Here is an 18964-nt window from a genome sequence, read left to right as displayed (position 1 = left end):
TGGCTATGATGAACTCTCTGGGATCGAAGCCAGCAACTCGCTCAGGACAGCTCTGGCCTGAAGTAGCGGCCAGCTTCGAATCGGCCAATGATCACATGAGACGTGACAGCTATGTCTCCAAGAACGCGGCCCCGCGTGCGGTGTACGCAGCGCGGCTGACCGGCACCATGAGCAAGACGCGGTTTCACAACCTGTTCAGGGGCTCCGGCAGCTTCATGACGGCAGAGGCCGACAGCCACGACGTGTTGATCGTGGACGAAGCCCACCGCCTGAATGAGAAGAGCGGCCTCTACCGCAACCAGGGTGAGCATCAGGTTAAAGAGCTGATGCAGGCCGCGCGCTGCAGCATCTTTTTTGTGGACGACGACCAGGTGGTCACCGTGGACGACGTGGGCCACAGCCAAGCCCTGCAGCAATGGGCCCAGCGCCTGGGCGCCGAGGTGACTGAGCTGAGCTTGGCCTCGCAGTTCCGCTGCAGTGGCTCAGACGGCTACTTGGCGTGGCTGGATGATGTGCTGGATATCCGCAGCACCGCCAACCCGGTGCTGGATACGGCTGAGTACGACCTGCGCGTGGTGGACAGCCCGGCGGAGCTGCACCGGCTGATTGAGCAGAAGAATGGCAAGAACAACCGCTCGCGCGTGGTGGCGGGCTATTGCTGGACCTGGCCCAGCAAGAAAGACCCGGAGGCCTGGGACATTGAGATGCCCGAGTTTGGCTACCGCCGCCGCTGGAACCTGAGCAAGGACGGCAGCCTTTGGATCATGGCCCCCAACTCTGTGGCCGAGGTCGGCTGCATCCACACCTGCCAAGGGCTGGAGCTGGACTATGTGGGCGTGATCATCGGGCAAGACCTGCGCTGCGAAGCAGAGCGCATCGTCACAGATGTCAGCCAGCGGGCCCGCTCAGACCAATCGGTCAAGGGCTTGAAGTCGCGCGCCAAGACGGCCCCACTGGAGGCGCGCGAGCTGGCCGACCGCATCATCAAAAACACCTACCGCACGCTAATGACACGCGGCATGAAGGGCTGTTTTGTTTACTGCACAGACCCAGCCCTGGCCACCCACCTGCGCAGCCGCCTGAAGGCAGCGGGCCAAGAGGTGGCGCCCAAGGCCGATGCAGCCGCTTTGCAGGAGCAACCGAGCCCCGACACCGCAGCCCCCACCAACTTGCCACAGTGGCCGCTGCAAACGGTGAGCGAAGCCGAGCGCGCAGCAGGCGCCCCCGCCATCCCTGTGCTGGCCTTGAAGTTTGCCGCGGGCAGCTTCAGCGATGTGCAAAGCCTGGAAGACGGCGCCGAGGCCTGGGTGGCGCCCCCCGAGTGGCTCAGCTTGCAGCCCGGCCTGTTTGTGGCCCAGGTACAAGGCGAGTCCATGAACCGCCGCATCCCAAACGGCGCTTGGTGCCTGTTCCGCGCCAACCCGGGTGGCACCCGCAACGGCAAGGTGGTGGTGGCCGAACACCACAGCATCGACTGCCCCGACACGGGAGGCCGCTACACCGTGAAGGTCTATCACAGCGACAAACAGCTGAGCCCCGATGGCGAGTGGCTGAACACCCGCATCACCCTGAGCCCCGACACCACCGCACCCGGCTACGAGCCCATGGTGATCACGCCGGAAGAGGGTGACGCGGTGAGGGTGGTGGCGGAGTTGTTGGTGGTGTTGTGAGCCGCCCTGACCGGCTTGGGACTGGGCGCTGCGGTGCTGCCCGCGCAAGCCGCTCTGGAACCTGGACACGACTCATTCACTAAAGGAGGCTGTTTCAGCGATTGTTGAAACTTGCTTTTCTATTGAACTTGCGTGATAGTTCATCAAAATTTGCAATTTCAGCATTTTGCTGAAATAGATGAATAGGTGAATCAATAACCATGCGGGAAGCCGACGTTGAAAACGAATGGCCAGAGCGCCTGCGCGGCGTCTTGGCGGCCTCGCCCATCATCAAAAACATCTCGATCGACCCGAAGCGCAGAACTTCGGGGCCAGACGGCGAAGTCGAATTCTTGGTAGAGGGGCAAGTGCACCGCCTGCTTGTCGAGTGCAAATCATCGGGCCAGCCGCGACACGTTCACACGGCCATCCTGCAGTTGGGACGAGAAACCCTCAGTACAAGCGACCTGACCTGTGGGCTCTTTGTGGCCCCTTTCGTATCGCCGTCTTCGCGCGCTCTCCTCAAGGAAGCGAACATAGGCTGGCTGGACTTTGCAGGCAACGCGCGGCTTGTCTTCCCAAAGTTTCACCTGGAGATCGAGCGGGAGAACCGCGACCCGTTCGCGTCCAAGCGAGAGCAGCGCTCTCTTTTCTATCCCAAGTCCGCCCGCGTGCTCAAGGTGCTGCTGCGGCCGCCGCTGCGGCTGTGGCGCGTGGCCGAGCTGGCGGCCGCCGCTAGCGTGAGCGCAGGGCAGGTGAGCAATGTGCGCAGAGCGCTGATTGACCGAGGCTGGGCACAGGCCGAAGCCCGAGAAGGCCTGCGCCTGACCGAGCCCCATGCCTTGCTCGATGCCTGGCGTGATGACGGCCCACCCAGTACAAGCACGCCCTATCGCGGCTATACGCTCAAACGCGTCACGGACAGCACATTGGCGGCGGCCTTTGAAGAGGCCCGAGGAGATGGAGCACGCTTGCTGCTGGCATCGCACTCGGTCGCCCGACGGCTGGCGCCATTTGCCAGAGTTGCGGGCGACTATTTCTATGCCGACGCAAAGGGGCTGGCCATCCTCCAGCGGCATCTCGATCTCAAAGAGACCGACAAGGGGGAGAACGTCACCATCTACCCGTTCGACGACGCAGGGCTTATGGCTGAAGCCATTGAGATCGATTCGGCACTTTACGGCACCGACCCGATCCAGACATACCTGGACCTGCTGGAGACCGGCGAGCGTGGACGTGAAGCCGCTGAACACTGGCGCCAAGAGCGCATCGAGCCCAGCCTGGAGAGCGCCGCATGAGCGACCCCAAACACGCGAATGACTATGACGACCGCGGCGCCAAGGCCGTGTGCGCCGTTCTCTTGGAGATAGGGCAGGTCCTTGGGGCGTATCGAGATCGCTTCGTCATCATCGGCGGCTCGGTGCCGTGGCTGCTGTTTCCAAACGCGCAGCCCGCACACGTGGGCACCATGGACGTCGATTTGAGCCTCGACGCAGAAGCCCTGGGTGACGGGGATTACAAGACGCTGGTGGAGCTGCTGGAAGCGGCTGGCTATGAACGCTCAGCACCAGGCATGCGCTTCTTCCAGTTGAGGCGCAGCGTTGACTTGGGCGCAGGTGCGCCGATCACCGTGATCATCGATCTGCTGATGCCACGGGAGGCCACCTTCGAGAAAAACAAGCCACCGCTGATCGCCAACTTTGCCGTGCAGCGCGCCGATGGCGCCGGGGTGGCCCTGCGCTCGTTTCTGAACCACAAGCTGGAAGGAACCATGCCAGACGGCCGACCCAACAGCCTTGAGATTCGTGTCGCCAGCATCCCGGCGCTCCTCGTCATGAAGGGCTATGCGCTTGCAGGGCGGGACAAACAGAAAGACGCCTACGACATTTACTTCTCGGTGCGGGAGTTTGAAGGAGGCCCTGAGGTACTCGCCCACGAATGCGCCGAGCTGTTGACGGACACCATCGCAATGAAGGGCTTGCAAAACATCGCCGAGAAATTCTCAGCAATGGACGCCTATGGGCCTATCACCGTTCGCCGCTTCTTGTCGGAGTCCGCTGCGCTGGGTGACATGACCGAAGACCAAGTCCAGCGTGACGCCTATGAACAGGTCAACGCCTGGCTCCAGCGACTTGGTTTGTAGCGAACCGCACGGTGGGTGCTCAGCGCGCCAACGGAGGAAGACCGGCTGAAGCAAGCTTATGTCTCCGGCGTAGACGCTAGCTGCACTGTCCAGTGGTCGCCCGCGCCCTGCCGCAGCTCCAGCAAGTCATAAGTCTTGATCATGTTGAGCAGGCTGGAATGACCGAACTTCTTGGGAGAGAAAGAGGGGTCAGCCCGCTTCAAGTAGGCCCCCAGCAGGCTGATGCTGACCCGTCCCTCAGAGGTGTCTGCAGCCAGAATGCCAATAGCCTGCACGACGAGCTTGGAGCGCTGCTTAGGAATAGGCTTCTGAGCGGTCGGCTTCGGGGCCACGCCTTCGACTTTGGCTTTAGCGGAGGCCGCCGCAAGCTTTTCGGGTGCCGGTTCAGGCACCGATGCGATCTCTTCTTCTTTGTGCCACTCGAAAAACTGATCGCTCGCATTGCGCAAAGCATCAGGCGTCTTGGCCTCACCAACAATGTGCACCGTCGCACCACGTTCTCGGAGCTTGCGGCAAAGGTAAGCAAAATCAGAGTCGCTGGTGACGACGCAAAAGGTCTCAGCCCGGGCGTCGAACAATGCTTCTTGAGCGTCCAGCGCCAAGGCAATGTCAGAGGTGTTCTTGCCGGCCGCATATTGAAACTGCAGGCAGGGCGTGAATGCCAGCTTCACCAATGCGTCTTGCCATTTCTTGGTCAGCGTCGCGTGGTTGCCATAGCCACGCCGCAGCACCACCCGGCCAAACTGTGCGACCACGCGTAAGGCGTATTCCAAGATTTCAGGCGAGGTGTTGTCGCAGTCCACCAGCACGGCCACGCGGCTATCTTGTTCTTTGGCTTGCACCCTTTAAGCCTCCTCATTAAGTCGTTTGATTTTATGGGCGTCCTACAGAGTGGGGATGACTGGCCTCGAAAGCGCCAATAAGGTGTGCACCAAACCAATTCAGGAGCCACCAATGAAAGTACCACTGCTGGACATTGCCATTCCCTCCATCTACTTCAAAGGCAGCACACGCCAAATGCTGCCGAGCCGCATGGCCAAGTGCACGCCGGACATGTACTCAGCCATCTATCGGTTGGCACAGCAAGTGGCCTCACAAGGCGGCGCTCTGTATCTGTCTGACCTTTTCCGCAGCCACGACATGCAGCTCCAGGCGCATCTGGATTGGAAGAGCGGAAAGAAGTCGGCCTTCAGCCCCGCACCTGGCGGAAGCATGCATGAGGCAGGGCGCGCCTTCGACCTTGATTTGGGCGCGCTCAAGATCAGCCTCAAAGCCTTTTGGCATTTAGCTCAGCAGGCCGGTGTGTCACCGATCATCAGTAAGCCAGATGCCAAGCTCAGCGAAGCATGGCATTTCGATTGTCCGGGTAGCCATGCTCGGGTCTACAGCTATTACAAGGATGGCAAAGGCAACAACTTCGCCAAGCCCTACACCGCCATGGCTGCCAGCGCGATCAATGCGGTGGGCATCACGCTGGATATGTTCGGTGACCGTCAACGCGAGATCTCTCTGCAGTTCGGCCTGATCCGCCTTGGCTATGAGCTAGGCAATGTGGACGGTGTCATCGGCAAAGACACACGCGAAGCCATGGAGCAGGCAGGCTTAAGCACCAGCAGCCCCTTGGATGACCAGGTGGAAGCGGTTGAAGATCTTCTTCAGCGGATGTTCCCGAATGAGTATGAGGTCCCGCCTGCACAGCCGCTTAGCGAGGGCTTCGCTTGGCCCGACCACTTGATCGCGTGAGCAGTTGGTTTTGAAGCCATAACTCCCTACTCAGCGCTCATAAGTTCGAGGGATGACATTGAGCGACAGCGAGTCCCCTATCTCGACTGCGGTTCACCAGCGTCAATTGGAGAAAAAGACATGCTCAGGATTCATCACACTCACAAGTTGCTCTGCGCTGCCCTTTCGGTGGCGCTCTCTGGCTGTGCCACCGGTATCCTGCCGATTGAGCCCAAATACGATCGCGATGCATTGCTGAGCAGCACGACGACAATGCCTGACGCTGTGAACGTCACCCAGGCGCGCAAGATTGCTGCCGCTTGGTCGGATCAACTCAATCAGGCTACGCGTGACCGGCGCATGCAAAGCCTCGCTGCCAAGGAGGTGCTGTTCTACGGTACCTTGTTGTTCACCGCTGGGTCCATCCAGGTGGCAAGGCAGGCATCAGAGAGTTGGCGGGTGGTACGCAACCTAGGTGCAGGGGCAGCCGCTGGGTCTGAGCTGCTTGGCTCGCACTACCAGACCAATGACCAGACCTTGGCTTTCAAGCGTGCCGCAAGCCAGATGAGTTGCCTGATTGAAGCTTTGCAACCAATTCCCGCCAACGATGAGTACTTAAATCTCTTTAATTCAAAGGATAAAGAGAGCATCAACGCAAAGCTGACGGTTTCACCAAAAGACCTGGATGAGCTGTACAACACGGTGCCACGCAAGACCTTGCACTTCATGGAGCAAGAGGTTTTGCCAAGGCTGCAAGCGGAGCTGCAGTCCATTCAATTGGGAACGCCTTCACGCGATGCGCTGACACAGATGGTTGACCGATACAAAGCAGCACAGCAATCTGGAACGGCGGGTGCCGGTAGTGTTACCGCACCTTCCCAACAAGCCCTATCGACCTTCAACCTAAGGCTCAGAACCAACAAAGCGGGAATCGCGCCATTGGACGAGTCCGCATTGGAGTTACGTCGAAAGGAAGTCGTTACCGCGCTTTCCACATTTTCCGCTCAAGTGGATCTGTGCGTTCCCAAGTGAGTGCCAAGAGACGCCACCATGCCAACCGCCGAACACGCCATCCGCTGGGACCCGAGCCAGGGCGGTCCGCAGCACTTGAGCCAAGTCGCCCAGGCCCTGGGCCTGCGGGAGGGCAAGTGGAAGCACATGTCCGTCCGCTACTTCAAGGTGGAAGGACCTGACCCCTTGCCCGAGGGCTTTCGCCTGATCGGGCGCGAACGCACGGGGCCGGAGGGCACCGAGTGCATGGTCAAACTGCGTGGACCGGGTCCCCTGCCCAATAGCCTGTTGAATTGGGTTGTTCCCCTGCAAGGAAAAGTCGACGAGAAGCAGGAGTTCGATGTGTCATGGGGGCCTGGCGGGCAAGTGAGCAGTGCCTTGTCTGTCAGCGGCACGGTGACGGCGGCCTCGTTGCAACACGCGCTATCAGCGGGCTACATCGCCACATCGTCAGAACGCTCGCATCTGATGGTGCGGCTCAAAGACAAGGCCGGCGGCATCACCGTAGAAGCTTGGCACCTGCACAACGGGCGCCATATCTTTGAGGTGTCTGGAGAGGGAGTGGTGGAGCAGCATGGTTTGCCCGCTCAACACATGGTTGACCCCTTCTTCTCGCGAGTGGTTCAGCCACTGGTGCAATTGGGGGCCAAGCCCCTGGCAGACGGGCTGACCACATTGGCCGAGCAAGGTTAAGGCGCCCCCCGCACCACCCTCGCCCACCCCACGCCCCAACCCTGTGCACCCGCCCCCAATCCGGGGCGCCGGCGCACCCCTCCACGCACCTTTCTTGGCCTGCATCTTGCTGGCTGGGCTGACGGGCCATGGCTGCTTGCCAGCGGCCTCGCTGCCTGGCTGCCTGGCTGCCCTGCTTTGTCTCTGATGCCCCAAGGAAGTTGCTGTGTCTATTCACGTTGCGCTCAAGCATGTCACCCGTTATCGCTATGACCGGCGGGTCGGCCTTTCGCCGCAGGTGGTGCGGCTGCGTCCGGCGCCGCATTGCCGCACGCGAATCCTGTCGTACTCGCTGCGGGTAGCAGCCTGCGCTGCACTTCATCAACTGGCAGCAAGACCCGTTTTCCAACCACCTGGCGCGGCTGGTGTTTCCGGACAAGACCACTGAGTTCACGGTGACGGTGGATGTGGTGGCCGAGATGTCGGTCTACAACCCGTTTGACTTCTTTTTGGAGCCGCACGCGCAGAAGGCGCCGTTTGATTACGACGCGGCGCAGCGCCAAGATCTGGCGCCCTATTTGGTGGCCGACAAGGCGGGCCCCAAGCTGGCGGCTTATTTGGCGGGCATTTCGCGCGAGCCGCAGCCCACGGTGGATTTTTTGGTGGGCCTGAACCAAAAAATACAGCGTGATGTGAGCTACCTCATCCGCATGGAGCCTGGGGTTCAAACGCCTGAAGAAACGCTGAGTAAGGGCTCGGGCTCGTGCCGGGACTCCGGCTGGTTGCTGGTGCAGGTGCTGCGGCACCTGGGGCTGGCGGCGCGCTTTGTGTCGGGCTATCTGATTCAACTCGCACCCGACCAAAAGTCTTTGGATGGGCCCAGCGGCACCGAGGTGGATTTCACCGACCTGCACGCCTGGTGCGAGGTCTATCTGCCTGGCGCCGGGTGGATCGGGCTGGACCCGACCTCGGGCCTGCTGGCCGGTGAGGGCCACATCCCGCTGGCCTGCACGCCGCAGCCCTCCAGCGCCGCGCCCATCAGCGGTGCGGTGGACGAGTGCGAGGTGAGCTTTGAGCACGAGATGGGCGTGACGCGTATTTTTGAATCGCCCCGCGTGACCTTGCCCTACACCGACGCGCAATGGGCCGAGGTGCTGCGCCTGGGCGAGCAGGTGGACGCCGAGCTGCAAGCCGGTGATGTGCGCCTGACCATGGGCGGCGAGCCCACTTTTGTGGCCGTTGAGAACCGCGACGCTGCCGAGTGGAACACCGATGCTTTAGGCCCCACCAAGCGCCTGGTGGCGCAAGACCTGGTGCAGCGCTTGCGCGATGAATACGGCCAAGGCGGCTTCTTGCACTTTGGCCAGGGCAAGTGGTACCCGGGTGAGCAACTGCCGCGCTGGGCACTGTCCATCTGCTGGCGGGCCGACGGCCTACCCTGTTGGCACAACCCCGCCTTGCTGGCCGACGAGCGCGACGCCCACGCCTACACGGCGCAAGACGCCCAACGCTTTGTGCGCACGCTGACGCGTCACTTGGGTGTGACGGACGAGTTCATCCAGACCGGCTATGAAGACGCTTGGTACTACCTGTGGCGCGAGCGCAAGCTGCCCACCAATGTGGACCCGCACGACGCCCGCCTGGACGACGAGCAAGAGCGCGCCCGCCTGCGCCGCGTGTTTGGCCAGGGGCTGGACAAGCCCGTGGGCTATGTGCTGCCCCTGGGGCCGCAAGAAGAAGCCGACACCCCGGGCTGGTTGACGGGGCCTTGGTTCTTCCGCGACGAGCGCATGTATTTGCTGCCTGGCGACTCGCCCATGGGCTTGCGCCTGCCGCTGGAGTCTCTGCCCTGGGTGCGCCCAGACGAGTACCCCTATTTGATCGACCAAGACCCGTTTGCACCCCGCGCACCGCTGCCCAACACCACGCCCCTGCGCGGCCAAACCCGTGGCCTGCCGCGCCACGGGGCCGCCACCGCCCAGGGCGAGCTGGCCCAAGGCGACACGGTGGGCCTGCATGCGGCCTCGCTGGACAAGCCCGCAGCCGCCCGCAGCCGCAGTGCCACGGCGCAGAGCAGCGTACCGCTGGCCCAGCGGCCCGAGCGCTTTGAAAGCGCGCATTGGCTGACCCGCACCGCCTTGTGTGTGGAGGTGCGCGACCCGCGCCGCGCCAATGGCCCCGAGGCCGAGGCCCAAGGCCAGGCCAGCCAGGTCTTGTATGTGTTCATGCCGCCGCTGGCGCGCCTGGAGGACTATCTGGCCTTGCTCGCCGCGGTGGAGGCCACCGCCAGCGAGCTGAGCATGAAGGTGGTGCTGGAAGGCTACCCACCGCCGCGCGACCCTCGGCTCAAGCTGCTGCAGGTCACCCCGGACCCGGGCGTGATCGAGGTCAACATCCACCCCGCCCACCACTGGGGCGAGTTGGTGGCGAACACCGAGTTCCTCTACAACGCGGCCTGGCAGTCGCGGCTGTCGAGCGAGAAGTTCATGGTCGACGGCCGCCACACCGGCACCGGCGGTGGCAACCACCTGGTGCTGGGCGGCGCCACGCCGGCCGACTCGCCCTTCTTGCGCCGCCCCGACGTGCTGGCCTCGTTGCTGGCCTATTGGCACAACCACCCGGCGCTGAGCTATTTGTTCTCGGGCCTGTTCATCGGCCCCACCAGCCAAGCCCCGCGCGTGGACGAGGCACGTAACGATCAAGTTCGGGAGCTGGAGATTGCGCTGGGCGAGATCTGGCGGCTGCACGATTCAAGTGGCGGCGAGATGATGCCCTGGCTGGTGGACCGCACGCTCAGAAACGTATTGGTCGATGTCACTGGCAACACCCACCGCAGCGAGTTCTGCATCGACAAACTCTACTCGCCCGACTCGGCCACTGGCCGCCTAGGCCTGCTGGAGCTGCGCGCCTTTGAGATGCCGCCCCATGCCCGCATGAGCGTGGTGCAGCAGTTGCTGCTGCGTGCGCTGGTGGCCCGCTTCTGGCAGCAGCCCTACCGCGCGCCGCTGGTGCGCTGGGGCACCAGCCTGCATGACCGCTTCATGCTGCCCACCTTTGTTGAGATGGACCTGGAAGACGTGCTGGCCGAGATGCAGACCTTTGGCCATGGCTTTGACAAGGCCTGGTTTGCGCCGCACCTGGAGTTCCGCTTTCCCAAGATTGGCGAGCGGGCTTTGCGCGGCGTGCAGCTCAGCCTGCGCCATGCGCTGGAGCCCTGGCATGTGATGGGCGAGGAGGGCAGCGCGGGCGGCACGGTACGGTTTGTAGACTCGTCTCTGGAGCGGCTGGAGGTCAAGCTCAGCGGCTTGGTGGACCCCCGCCACCGCCTCACGGTGAACGGGGTGACGGTGCCGCTGCACACCACCGGCCGCGAGGGCGAATATGTGGCGGGCGTGCGCTACCGCGCTTGGCTGCCGCCCTCGGCCCTGCACCCCACCATTGGCGTGGATGCGCCGCTGACCTTTGACCTGGTGGACACCTGGAGCGGCCGCTCCTTGGGCGGCTGCCAATACCACGTGGCCCACCCGGGCGGGCGCAGCTACCAAACCTTCCCGGTCAATGCCTACGAGGCCGAGAGCCGCCGCTTGGCGCGCTTCTTTGCCATGGGCCACACGCCGGGCACGCTGGTGGCGCCAGAGCCGCAACGCAGTTTGGAATTCCCGCTGACGCTGGATTTACGGCGCGCTGGGCGGTGAAGAGCCGCTTGGCTAGTGCCATGATGCGCGGATGAGCGCCCCGCAGTCCCAGGCCCCCCTCGCCACCCCACCCCACAGCCCCACCGAGGAGGCCATGCGCCTGGCCCTGCAAGCCGCCCAGCCGGCCCGCCCCGGCCACTTTGACGAACTGCGGGGCAGTAGCAGCAGCGCCACAGGCGGCGGCGCGCCCGCCGCGCTGACGCCGCTGTGGCAGGCCTTTTTAGAGGCCACGGGCACCGCAGGCTGGCTGGACTGCGCCCACAAGCACGAGCGCGTGCGCCACCGCGTGCGCGAGGACGGTGCCACCTACAACGTCTATGACGACGGCGGCCAGCCCGAGCGCGCCTGGCCGCTGGAACTGCTGCCCATGCTGGTCAGCGCCCAAGAGTGGCGCCACATCGAGACCGGCGTGCAGCAGCGCGCCAAGCTGCTCAACGCCTGCCTGGCCGACGTCTACGGCCCCGGCACCTTGCTGGCCCAGGGCCTGCTGCCGCCGCAACTGGTGCTGCGCCACCCGCAATACCTGCAAGCGGTGCACGGCCTGCAGCCCGCCGGTGATGTGTGGCTGCACCTGCTGGCCTTTGACCTGATCAAAGGCCCCAGCGGCCAATGGTGCGTGGCGGGCCAGCGCACGCAAGCGCCCTCAGGCCTGGGCTATTTGCTGGAGAACCGGCTGGTGATTGCGCCGCAGTTCCCCGAGGCCTTCAAGGCCATGGCGGTGCAGCGCTTGGCGGGCAGCTTTCGCAGCCTGCTGCAAGGGCTGATGCGGCTCTCGCCGCAAGGCGAGCGCGCCCGCGTGGCGCTGCTGACGCCCGGCCCTTTGAACGAAACCTACTTTGAGCACAGCTTTTTGGCACGCTACCTGGGCATCACCCTGGTGGAGGGGCCAGACCTGACGGTGCGCGACGACCAGCTCTTCCTCAAAACCCTGCACGGCCTGGAGCGCATTGACGTGCTGCTGCGCCGCGTGGACGACGATTTTTTGGACCCGCTGGAGCTGCGTGCCGACTCCACCTTGGGCGTGCCCGGCCTGCTGCAAGCCCTGCGCTGCGGCGGCGTGGTGCTGGCCAATGTGCCCGGCGTGGGCTGGCTGGAAAGCCCCGGCCTGCACGCGTTTTGGCCGGGCGTGGCCCAAGGCCTGCTGGGCGAGCCGCTGCAACTCCCCAGCACCGAGAGCTGGTGGTGCGGTGAGGCCGCCGTGTGGCAGCGCATGCAGCCGCAACTGGCGGGCCAGGTGGTGGCGCCCACCTTCCCGGGCAGCGGTGGGTTGCTGGCCAATGGGCCGGTCACACTGGAGCAGCTCTCCCCCGAGCAGCAGCATGCCTTGCTGGCCCAGATGCAGCAAGACCCCGCCGCCTTCACCTTGCTGGCGCGGGTGCAGCCCTCACAAACGCCTGTATGGACGGCGGGCCAGTTGCAGCCACGCGGCGCGGTGCTGCGTGTGTATGCCCTGAGCGACGGCCAAGGCGGCTGGCAGGTGCTGCCCGGTGGGCTGACCCGCATTGGCCGCGCGGGCGACCTGGGCACCGGCGGCTGGCTGAGCATGCAGCAAGGCAGCGCCAGCGCCGACACCTGGGTGCTGACCGACGGCCCCGTGGACGACACCACACTGCTGCCCCAAGCCCTGACCGACGCCGACCTGCTGGGCGCACGCCGCCCAGTGGCCAGCCGATCGGCCGAGAACCTGTTCTGGCTGGGCCGCTACACCGAACGCGCAGAAAACGCCCTGCGCCTGATGCGCTGTGCGCTGGACACCCTGGGCGCCAAACAGCGCGGCCGCTTGGCCCCGGCCGTGCTGCAGGCCGTGGACACCCTGTGCCGCCAACTCAGCCTGCTGCCCTGGGAGGCCCCGGCCGCCGCCCAAGACCCGCAAGCCGTGAGCCAGGCCTTGCTGCGCGGGGCGCGGGGCGCGCCGGGCCTCTACAGCCTGGCCTACAACCTGCAGGCCATGCAGCAATGCGCCCAAGCCCTGCGCGACAGGTTGTCGACCGAGCAGGTGCAACTGCTGCAAGGCCTGCAACAGCGCTTGGCCCAGGCCCTGCCGCCCCCCGACCATGCCCACAGCGCTGCCGAGCAACCGGCCCCGCCCACCAGTGCCGACGCGCTGAGCGCCCTGAGCCGCACCGCCACCGACCTGGCCGCCGTGACCGGCATGCAAACCGACCGCATGACCCGCGACGACGCCTGGCGCCTGCTGAGCGTGGGCCGCCAGATCGAGCGCCTGGACTTTCATTGCCAAGTGCTGGCCCAAGCCTTTGACACCGGCGCCGTGCACGACGAAGACGGCTTTGCGCTGGTGCTGGCCTTGTTTGACTCCACCATCACCTACCGCGCGCAGTTCCAGTCGCGGCGCGAGGTCTTGGCCTTGCTGCATTTGCTGGTGCGCGACACCGACAACCCCCGCTCCCTGGCCTGGGTGGCGCGCACCATGCGCGAGCGCTTTGTCAAACTGGCGCGCCACCAGCCCACCTGGGCCGCCCAGGTGGCCGCCCAGCAGCCCCAGCCCGACCAGTGGCCCATGGCCACTTGGTTTGCACCGGGCCAGCCCCCCGACACAGCCGCCCTGTTGGCCCAGTTGGGCGAGGCCAGCGCCCAGGCCCGCCAACTGTGTGTGGAGATCGAACGCGGCCTGTTTGCCCATGTGCACGGCGGCCAACAGGTGGTGTGGCAATGAGCAGCCCGCGCCGCCTGCATGTCTGCCATGTCACGCGCTACCAGCACCGCCAGGTGGTGGACCTGGCCCAGCACGTGGCCTACCTGCTGCCACGCCACAGCCCGCGCCAGCACCTGCTGAGCCAAACCCTGCGCATCAGCCCCACCCCCGACAACTGGGCCGACGACGCCCCGCCCCCCGCCCATGCCCTCAGCCTGGACCGCCTGGGCAACCAACGCCTGGTGTTTGCCCACAGCCGCCCGCATGAGGTGCTGGACGTGCGCTCAGATTTTTGCGTGCAACTGTTGCCGGGCGCGGCCCCCGACTTGGCCCAAGGACCGACCTGGCCCCACGTGGCCGATGAACTGCGTTACCACGCAGGCCCCCAAGACCCCAGCTTGGTGCTGTGCAGCGTGCCCTCGTCCTACACCCCGCTGACCCCCGAGCTGCGTGAGTTTGCGCGCCAAACTTTGGCCCCACAGCACAGCAGCGCCCAGGCCGCCTGGGCCTTGAACTGCCGCATCCACGACGAGTTTGCCTACCGCCCGCACAGCACCAACGTGCACACCCGCGCCCCCGATGTGCTGCGCCTGCGGGCCGGCGTGTGCCAAGACTTTGCGCACCTGATGATTGCCGCCTGCCGCGCCGTGGGCCTGCCCGCTCGCTATGTCAGCGGCTACCTGCTAACCCAGCCGCCCCCCGGCAGGCCGCGCCTGATCGGCGCCGACGCCAGCCACGCCTGGGTGGAAGTCTGGTGCCCCCCACACGGCTGGCTGGCCTTCGACCCCACCAACCGCTGCCTGCCCGCCGACGACCACGTCCAACTCGCCCTGGGCCGCGACTTTGCCGACGTGGCCCCCTTGCGCGGCGTCATCCGTGGCGGCCAAGGCGCGCAGATGGAGGTGCGGGTGACGGTGTCGCCGCAGGAGATAGCGGGGTGAAGTCTGGCAGGGTGGTGCATGGGCTGGCCGCAGGTGCGGCAGAGCCAGGGCTTGCGGCGCGGCAAGAGACACCTCTGGAGGTGCAGTTCCGGCTGTCGCTGGGCGGCCTCGAAAGCCTTTTTCCGATGATCCTGGGGCTGTTGCTCGGCATCTTCCCTTCTGCTGATACGCCCGCAAGACACGGGTGTCTGGCTGGGGATCATGGTCATCTGGGGCTTGGGCCTCTTGCTGCTGACCCCGTTGTGGATCGCGTTCAAGCGGGGGTCCCCATCACCCGGCAGGGTCGTGCCCGTGCTGCTGGACCTGCGACGCAAAGGCTTGGTAGGCAGCGAACTACTGCTTGAGTTGCCCAGCTCGCTTCAGGCCATGGATGGCCAGTGGGTCAAAGTGCCGGCCCACTGGGTCGGCCAGACCATCCCGCGCAGTCCGTCTTTTGTGCCGGCAGAGGTCTGCGTTGCCAACGGCACTTTGCTGCGCTTGGGCCGCTTGGCCATCGCTGAAGAGCCACGCTGGCAGTGCTTGCCCGCAGCCCGACACTATGGCCAGTGTGCACTGGCCTATTTGCTAACCCTTGTAGCGATGCTGGCCTTGAATTGGCAAGAGCTCAACGTCAGTTACCGGCTGCTGGTAGCCCCCTCAAGCACTTGGGCCACCACCTCGATGTCGGACTTGGCCTTTCGCCCCCCAAGAGCAGGCGAGGTTTTGCGCATCCAAGACACCTTGGCCTGCGACACGGAAGCCCGTTTGGCGGCCGTGCTGAAGGAGCCCGCCGCACCCGGCAGCGCTTGCCTGCGCCTGCAATCTGCATCGCAATCAAGTCCTTGGTGGCTGCTGCTCGACCAGCCTCTGCCTGCTTTGGAAACAGCAGTGGCCACGCCCGACGCCAACCCGTCAGGCCACTCAGCGACAGTCAGCTTCTTTGCCCTGGTCCAAGAGGTGGACCAATCCTTGTGGGGCCACCCCATGCTCAGCCTCGACACCCGCGTGTTTCCGTGGTTCACCACCGCGCGTCGGATACGCAGCTTGGTGGTGGGGTTCATGGCGGCAGCGGTCTTGTTCTATGGGGTCATGGCGTGGGTGACGTACCGCCGAAGCCGTTGAGCACTCACGAGGTTCTACACTGACCGGCTCGATGTGTTTTTGCTCCCTCATGTTTCTGTACTGCTGCGCTCCGAGCCACGTGCCCTGCCTGACGCTCCAACACCACTTGGGGCTGATCGATGGCTAAAGCCAAGCCCCGCCGCCAGCTCAAGGCCCAAGCGCAGCAGGTGCTGAACCAGCGCCTAGAAACCCCCAACGAGCTGCGCTTTCGGCTCTTCAACCAAGATGGCTGGGGCGTGGCCGTGGTGGCCAGCTTGGGCTGGCTGCTGATGTGGTGGGCCTACTTGGCCGAGCGCGGCTTTTGGATGGGGCTGTGGCTGCTGCCTGGTCTGGGCCTGCTGGCGTGGGCCAGTTGGCTGGTGTGGCACCCGGTGGTGAATGCTGAGGCCGTGGAGGTACACCGCATGACGCTGCGCCTGCAGCGCAAGGCCGTGCCTGACCTCGTGGCTGCGCTGCCGTTGCCCGGCACGCTCTACACAAGCACCGGCGCCTTGGTGAGCCTGCCCGCGCATTGGGTGGGTCGCACCGTGCAGGCCTCGCCCATGCATATGGACGCCGAGGTGTGCCCCAGCGAGCGCACGGTGCTGCGGCTGGGCAGCAGCTTGGCCATCGAGCGCGAGTGGCGATGGCGCCTGATGGGCCGCTGGCGGGCGCAACGCGCACTGGCGCTGACCCATGGTGTGGTGGTGCTGTATTTGGTGATGCCGCTGAGCGGCTGGATGGCCCACTGGCACCATGCGCTGGCCTCGGTGCAGCCGGTCACGGCCATTACGACACCCACGCTGGATCAAGTCCTGCGCCAGCCCCCTGCCGTGGGCGAGATGGTGCGGATCAAGGCGCAGGTGCGCTGTGCGGAACAGCGTGACACCGTCCCCAGCAGCGAGGTGATCTGGCGAACGCTGGACTGCAAGCAACGCCTCTGGGGTGACTCACCTCTGGCGGTCACACTGCACCTCAGCGAGCCCGTCGAGCCCAAGCTGGAGGCGCTCAGCAATGAGCGCTTGGGCCCACGCTGGCCCGGCATTGAGCTACCCCCACAAGCGCCACACGAAGTCGGGTTCTTCGGTCAGGTGACCCGGGTTGAACGCGCTGCGGGCAGCACCGTGGCCCTGCACATCGACACCCGGGCCTTGCCCTCCAACGCGGGCGGCAGCCGCATCGCGGTACTGTCTACGCTGCTGGCGGCGCTGTTGGCGGTGGCGCATGGGCTGTTGGGGGTTTGCCGAATTTTTGGGCGCTAGGTCATGGGCTTCTTAGACCCCACTGCGCCCCGCAACCAAGGCCGCCAACAAGCCTGCAGCCAAGACGACGGACACCACGACGTCGACAGCCACCACACGTCCGATCTCGCCGTTGTAGCCGCCGACCCATAGCGCAATGAGCACAAAGCTGGACGTGCTGACCAAGCCCATGGCCAAGGCCATCACTCTCCATGCTTGCACGCCCAGAGCACCGAGCATCAAGGCCGCCAGCAGCCCAAACAAGACCGCGCGATGCTGCAGCAGAATGGCGAGGTTGGGATCGGCCACGGTGGTGCCGTACAAGCGCTGAAGGCTGGTGACACCCAAGACACCCATGACGGGCAAGAGATGGATCAAGCCCGCGATGAGCAACGCAGCGAGCGAGAGGACATTCATGGCCATGGGGAACCCTCCGAAAATCGTGTGCCGTACAAACTGCCTGTCCACAAAACAGCCATCACCACCATCATGACAAGTCACGAGATGACTCGCTTTCAAGAAGTGCCTGTTCTGCCACGCATTGCGGTGGGCGCGGCCAGAGCCCTGTACGTGGGCCCTGGGTTGAACCTGACACCGCACGTGAATGTCGCGGTGACGGTGGCGATTGCCTTGCAGGGCTCGTTTGAGTTGCGGGTATGGCAACGTGAGCGGAAGTGGTCCGATTGGCAGACCCATGAAGTGGCACGAATTCCTGCCCAATCCTTGCACCACCTGCGTGCCACAGGTCCCATGGTCTTCTTGTATTTGGACCCCCTTGCGGATGCACATTCCAATGCCAGTCTGGGCGACCTGAGCTTGGGGCGAGCCAGGCTGCTCGAATTGAGTCAACCTCTGGGCCTGGGCGCCGCCTTTGCGGCCATGGGGCTGCAAGCGCAAGTCCCGAAGGACCCGCGCATTGCCAGAGTGGCTCGGGAGATGGATCGCAACCCGGATCACTTCAACCACCTCAGCCAGGCCGCTCAGATGGCCAAGCTCTCTGCGTCCCGGTTCCGCGCGCGGTTCTCTGAAGAGGTCGGCTTGCCCTTCCGCCGTTATCGCTTGTGGCGCCGCATGGCGGTGGTCATGCGTGAGCTGGCGGCGGGCAACAACTTGACGACGGCCGCCATGACGGCAGGATTCGCCAGTGCCTCGCATCTCAGCAGCAGCTTCAAGCAGATGTTTGGCCTGGCCCCCAGCGCCCTCTCCACACTGGGCGTCGAGATTGATCTGTCCGAAGACCCCGCGTTCTCGGAGCGCCCTCAGGGTGAACTCGTGCTGACCTAGCGCGCCCCTCCAGGCGCCATGCGGTGCTCGGGCGCGGGCGCCAGATGGCATCGGACCATCCAACCCCCGGCGACAGACGCCGTCTCAAACCGCACCGGTAAGAAGCGCTCGATCACCTCGAAGTTGGTGCGGGCGTGGTCACTCAACTCGGTGCAGGTGTAGGCGGCCGCCTGGCCGCTGTGCTGCACCGACAGCGCCAGCGGCAGCGCCCACTGATCAGCCAAGTAAGGCCCCAGGGCCGCTGTGCTGACCATATAGCTGCGGGCCTGCTGCACCACACGCTGCGCCACCTCTTCTGCGCTGACGCCCTTGCCACCGAACTCGGTGAAAACCTCGGTCACGTTCTGGTGAGCCAAGGTCAGCATCAGCGCATTGCCGGGGCCTTCGTTAGCGCGCACCACGGGCTGGCGCAGCTGCTCCTGGGCCCAGCCCATGGCCTGGCCCACCGCCTCCAGCTCTCGGTAAGCCACATTGCGCGGCAACGCCGGCGCCAGACACTCGGCATAGGCCTCGAGGCGCTCGCCGCGCGTCAGCAGGTCAAAGGGCTGCAAGGCGCCTGCGGGCGCAATGGTCACCTCCACCTCGCCGCCACCCGCCGGGTAAAAGCCCATACGGCGCAGCGTGAGCGTGCAATGCGCCCCCAAACGAGCCAGCAGCGGCATATAGCTGCGCTGCAAGAAGTGCGCAGGCGGCGCCATGGGGTTGTGTGTGCCCCCACTGAGCAGCACCGTGCTGGGCGCAGCCGCCTGCATCAGCGCAGTCTAGGTACCGGAGCATAGGTGTCACGTCTCATGTGATCATTGGCCGATTCGAAGCTGGCCGCTACTTCAGGCCAGAGCTGTCCTGAGCGAGTTGCTGGCTTCGATCCCAGAG

14 protein-coding genes and 1 pseudogene are annotated in these 18964 nt (G+C 64.7%); 12 read left to right on the top strand and 3 right to left on the bottom strand.

Going from position 1 to position 18964, the window contains the following annotated elements; all coding sequences use genetic code 11:
* The first annotated feature begins 95 nt into the window (after nt 1–95).
* The 3 genes from ACIQ3Q_RS20555 (at nt 96) to ACIQ3Q_RS20545 (ending at nt 3792) form a co-directional block, all read left to right on the top strand.
* Nucleotides 96–1670: a DNA/RNA helicase domain-containing protein gene (locus tag ACIQ3Q_RS20555; protein ID WP_396271092.1), complete on the top strand. Its 1575-nt coding sequence runs from the start codon at nt 96–98 to the stop codon at nt 1668–1670.
* Between the two features lie 200 nt (nt 1671–1870).
* Nucleotides 1871–2947 (top strand): hypothetical protein, encoded by a 1077-nt coding sequence (locus ACIQ3Q_RS20550; RefSeq protein WP_396271091.1) that lies wholly within the window; start codon nt 1871–1873, stop codon nt 2945–2947.
* On the top strand, nt 2944–3792 hold the full coding sequence (locus ACIQ3Q_RS20545) for a nucleotidyl transferase AbiEii/AbiGii toxin family protein (RefSeq protein ID WP_396271090.1): 849 nt from the start codon (nt 2944–2946) through the stop codon (nt 3790–3792). The genes ACIQ3Q_RS20550 and ACIQ3Q_RS20545 overlap by 4 nt, the downstream gene beginning before the upstream one ends.
* A gap of 56 nt (nt 3793–3848) precedes the next feature.
* Here ACIQ3Q_RS20545 and ACIQ3Q_RS20540 read toward each other — a convergent pair whose 3' ends face one another.
* Nucleotides 3849–4634, bottom strand: a complete 786-nt coding sequence (locus ACIQ3Q_RS20540) for an NYN domain-containing protein (RefSeq protein WP_396271089.1) — start codon at nt 4632–4634, stop codon at nt 3849–3851.
* Between the two features lie 112 nt (nt 4635–4746).
* Here ACIQ3Q_RS20540 and ACIQ3Q_RS20535 point away from each other — a divergent pair, with 112 nt between their 5' ends.
* The 8 genes and pseudogenes from ACIQ3Q_RS20535 to ACIQ3Q_RS20500 all read left to right on the top strand — a co-directional run bounded on the left by ACIQ3Q_RS20535 (nt 4747) and on the right by ACIQ3Q_RS20500 (nt 16828).
* Nucleotides 4747–5535, top strand: a complete 789-nt coding sequence (locus ACIQ3Q_RS20535) for a hypothetical protein (protein WP_396271088.1) — start codon at nt 4747–4749, stop codon at nt 5533–5535.
* 120 nt (nt 5536–5655) lie between these two features.
* Entirely contained in the window at nt 5656–6546 is an 891-nt protein-coding gene (locus ACIQ3Q_RS20530; protein ID WP_396271087.1) for a hypothetical protein, read from the top strand.
* Between the two features lie 18 nt (nt 6547–6564).
* Complete coding sequence (locus tag ACIQ3Q_RS20525) at nt 6565–7218, top strand: hypothetical protein (RefSeq protein WP_396271086.1); 654 nt, start codon at nt 6565–6567, stop codon at nt 7216–7218.
* 205 nt (nt 7219–7423) lie between these two features.
* Nucleotides 7424–10892 (top strand): annotated as a pseudogene (locus ACIQ3Q_RS20520) (DUF2126 domain-containing protein).
* A gap of 31 nt (nt 10893–10923) precedes the next feature.
* Entirely contained in the window at nt 10924–13566 is a 2643-nt protein-coding gene (locus tag ACIQ3Q_RS20515; RefSeq protein ID WP_396271085.1) for a circularly permuted type 2 ATP-grasp protein, read from the top strand.
* The gene (locus tag ACIQ3Q_RS20510; protein ID WP_396271084.1) at nt 13563–14486 is read left to right on the top strand and encodes a transglutaminase domain-containing protein; all 924 of its coding nucleotides are present in this window, start codon (nt 13563–13565) and stop codon (nt 14484–14486) included. Before ACIQ3Q_RS20515 ends, ACIQ3Q_RS20510 begins: the two co-directional genes overlap by 4 nt.
* A gap of 201 nt (nt 14487–14687) precedes the next feature.
* Nucleotides 14688–15587 (top strand): hypothetical protein, encoded by a 900-nt coding sequence (locus ACIQ3Q_RS20505; RefSeq protein WP_396271083.1) that lies wholly within the window; start codon nt 14688–14690, stop codon nt 15585–15587.
* Nucleotides 15588–15706: 119 nt separating this feature from the next.
* The gene (locus ACIQ3Q_RS20500; RefSeq protein ID WP_396271082.1) at nt 15707–16828 is read left to right on the top strand and encodes an IgaA/UmoB family intracellular growth attenuator; all 1122 of its coding nucleotides are present in this window, start codon (nt 15707–15709) and stop codon (nt 16826–16828) included.
* A 12-nt stretch (nt 16829–16840) separates the two neighbouring features.
* On the opposite strand, the gene ACIQ3Q_RS20495 is transcribed toward ACIQ3Q_RS20500, so the two are convergent.
* On the bottom strand, nt 16841–17230 hold the full coding sequence (locus ACIQ3Q_RS20495; protein WP_396271081.1) for a phosphopantetheine adenylyltransferase: 390 nt from the start codon (nt 17228–17230) through the stop codon (nt 16841–16843).
* Between the two features lie 81 nt (nt 17231–17311).
* On the opposite strand from ACIQ3Q_RS20495, the gene ACIQ3Q_RS20490 reads away from it, so the two are divergent.
* On the top strand, nt 17312–18091 hold the full coding sequence (locus tag ACIQ3Q_RS20490; RefSeq protein WP_396271080.1) for an AraC family transcriptional regulator: 780 nt from the start codon (nt 17312–17314) through the stop codon (nt 18089–18091).
* Here the strand turns inward: ACIQ3Q_RS20490 and ACIQ3Q_RS20485 are convergent.
* On the bottom strand, nt 18088–18843 hold the full coding sequence (locus ACIQ3Q_RS20485; protein WP_396271079.1) for an RNA 3'-terminal phosphate cyclase: 756 nt from the start codon (nt 18841–18843) through the stop codon (nt 18088–18090). The genes ACIQ3Q_RS20490 and ACIQ3Q_RS20485 overlap by 4 nt on opposite strands.
* Between the last annotated feature and the right edge of the window lie 121 nt (nt 18844–18964).

Origin of the sequence: Ideonella sp. (assembly GCF_044358605.1) — a bacterium.
GTDB lineage: Bacteria > Pseudomonadota > Gammaproteobacteria > Burkholderiales > Burkholderiaceae_C > Ideonella.
This window is presented reverse-complemented; position numbering and strand designations above follow the sequence as displayed.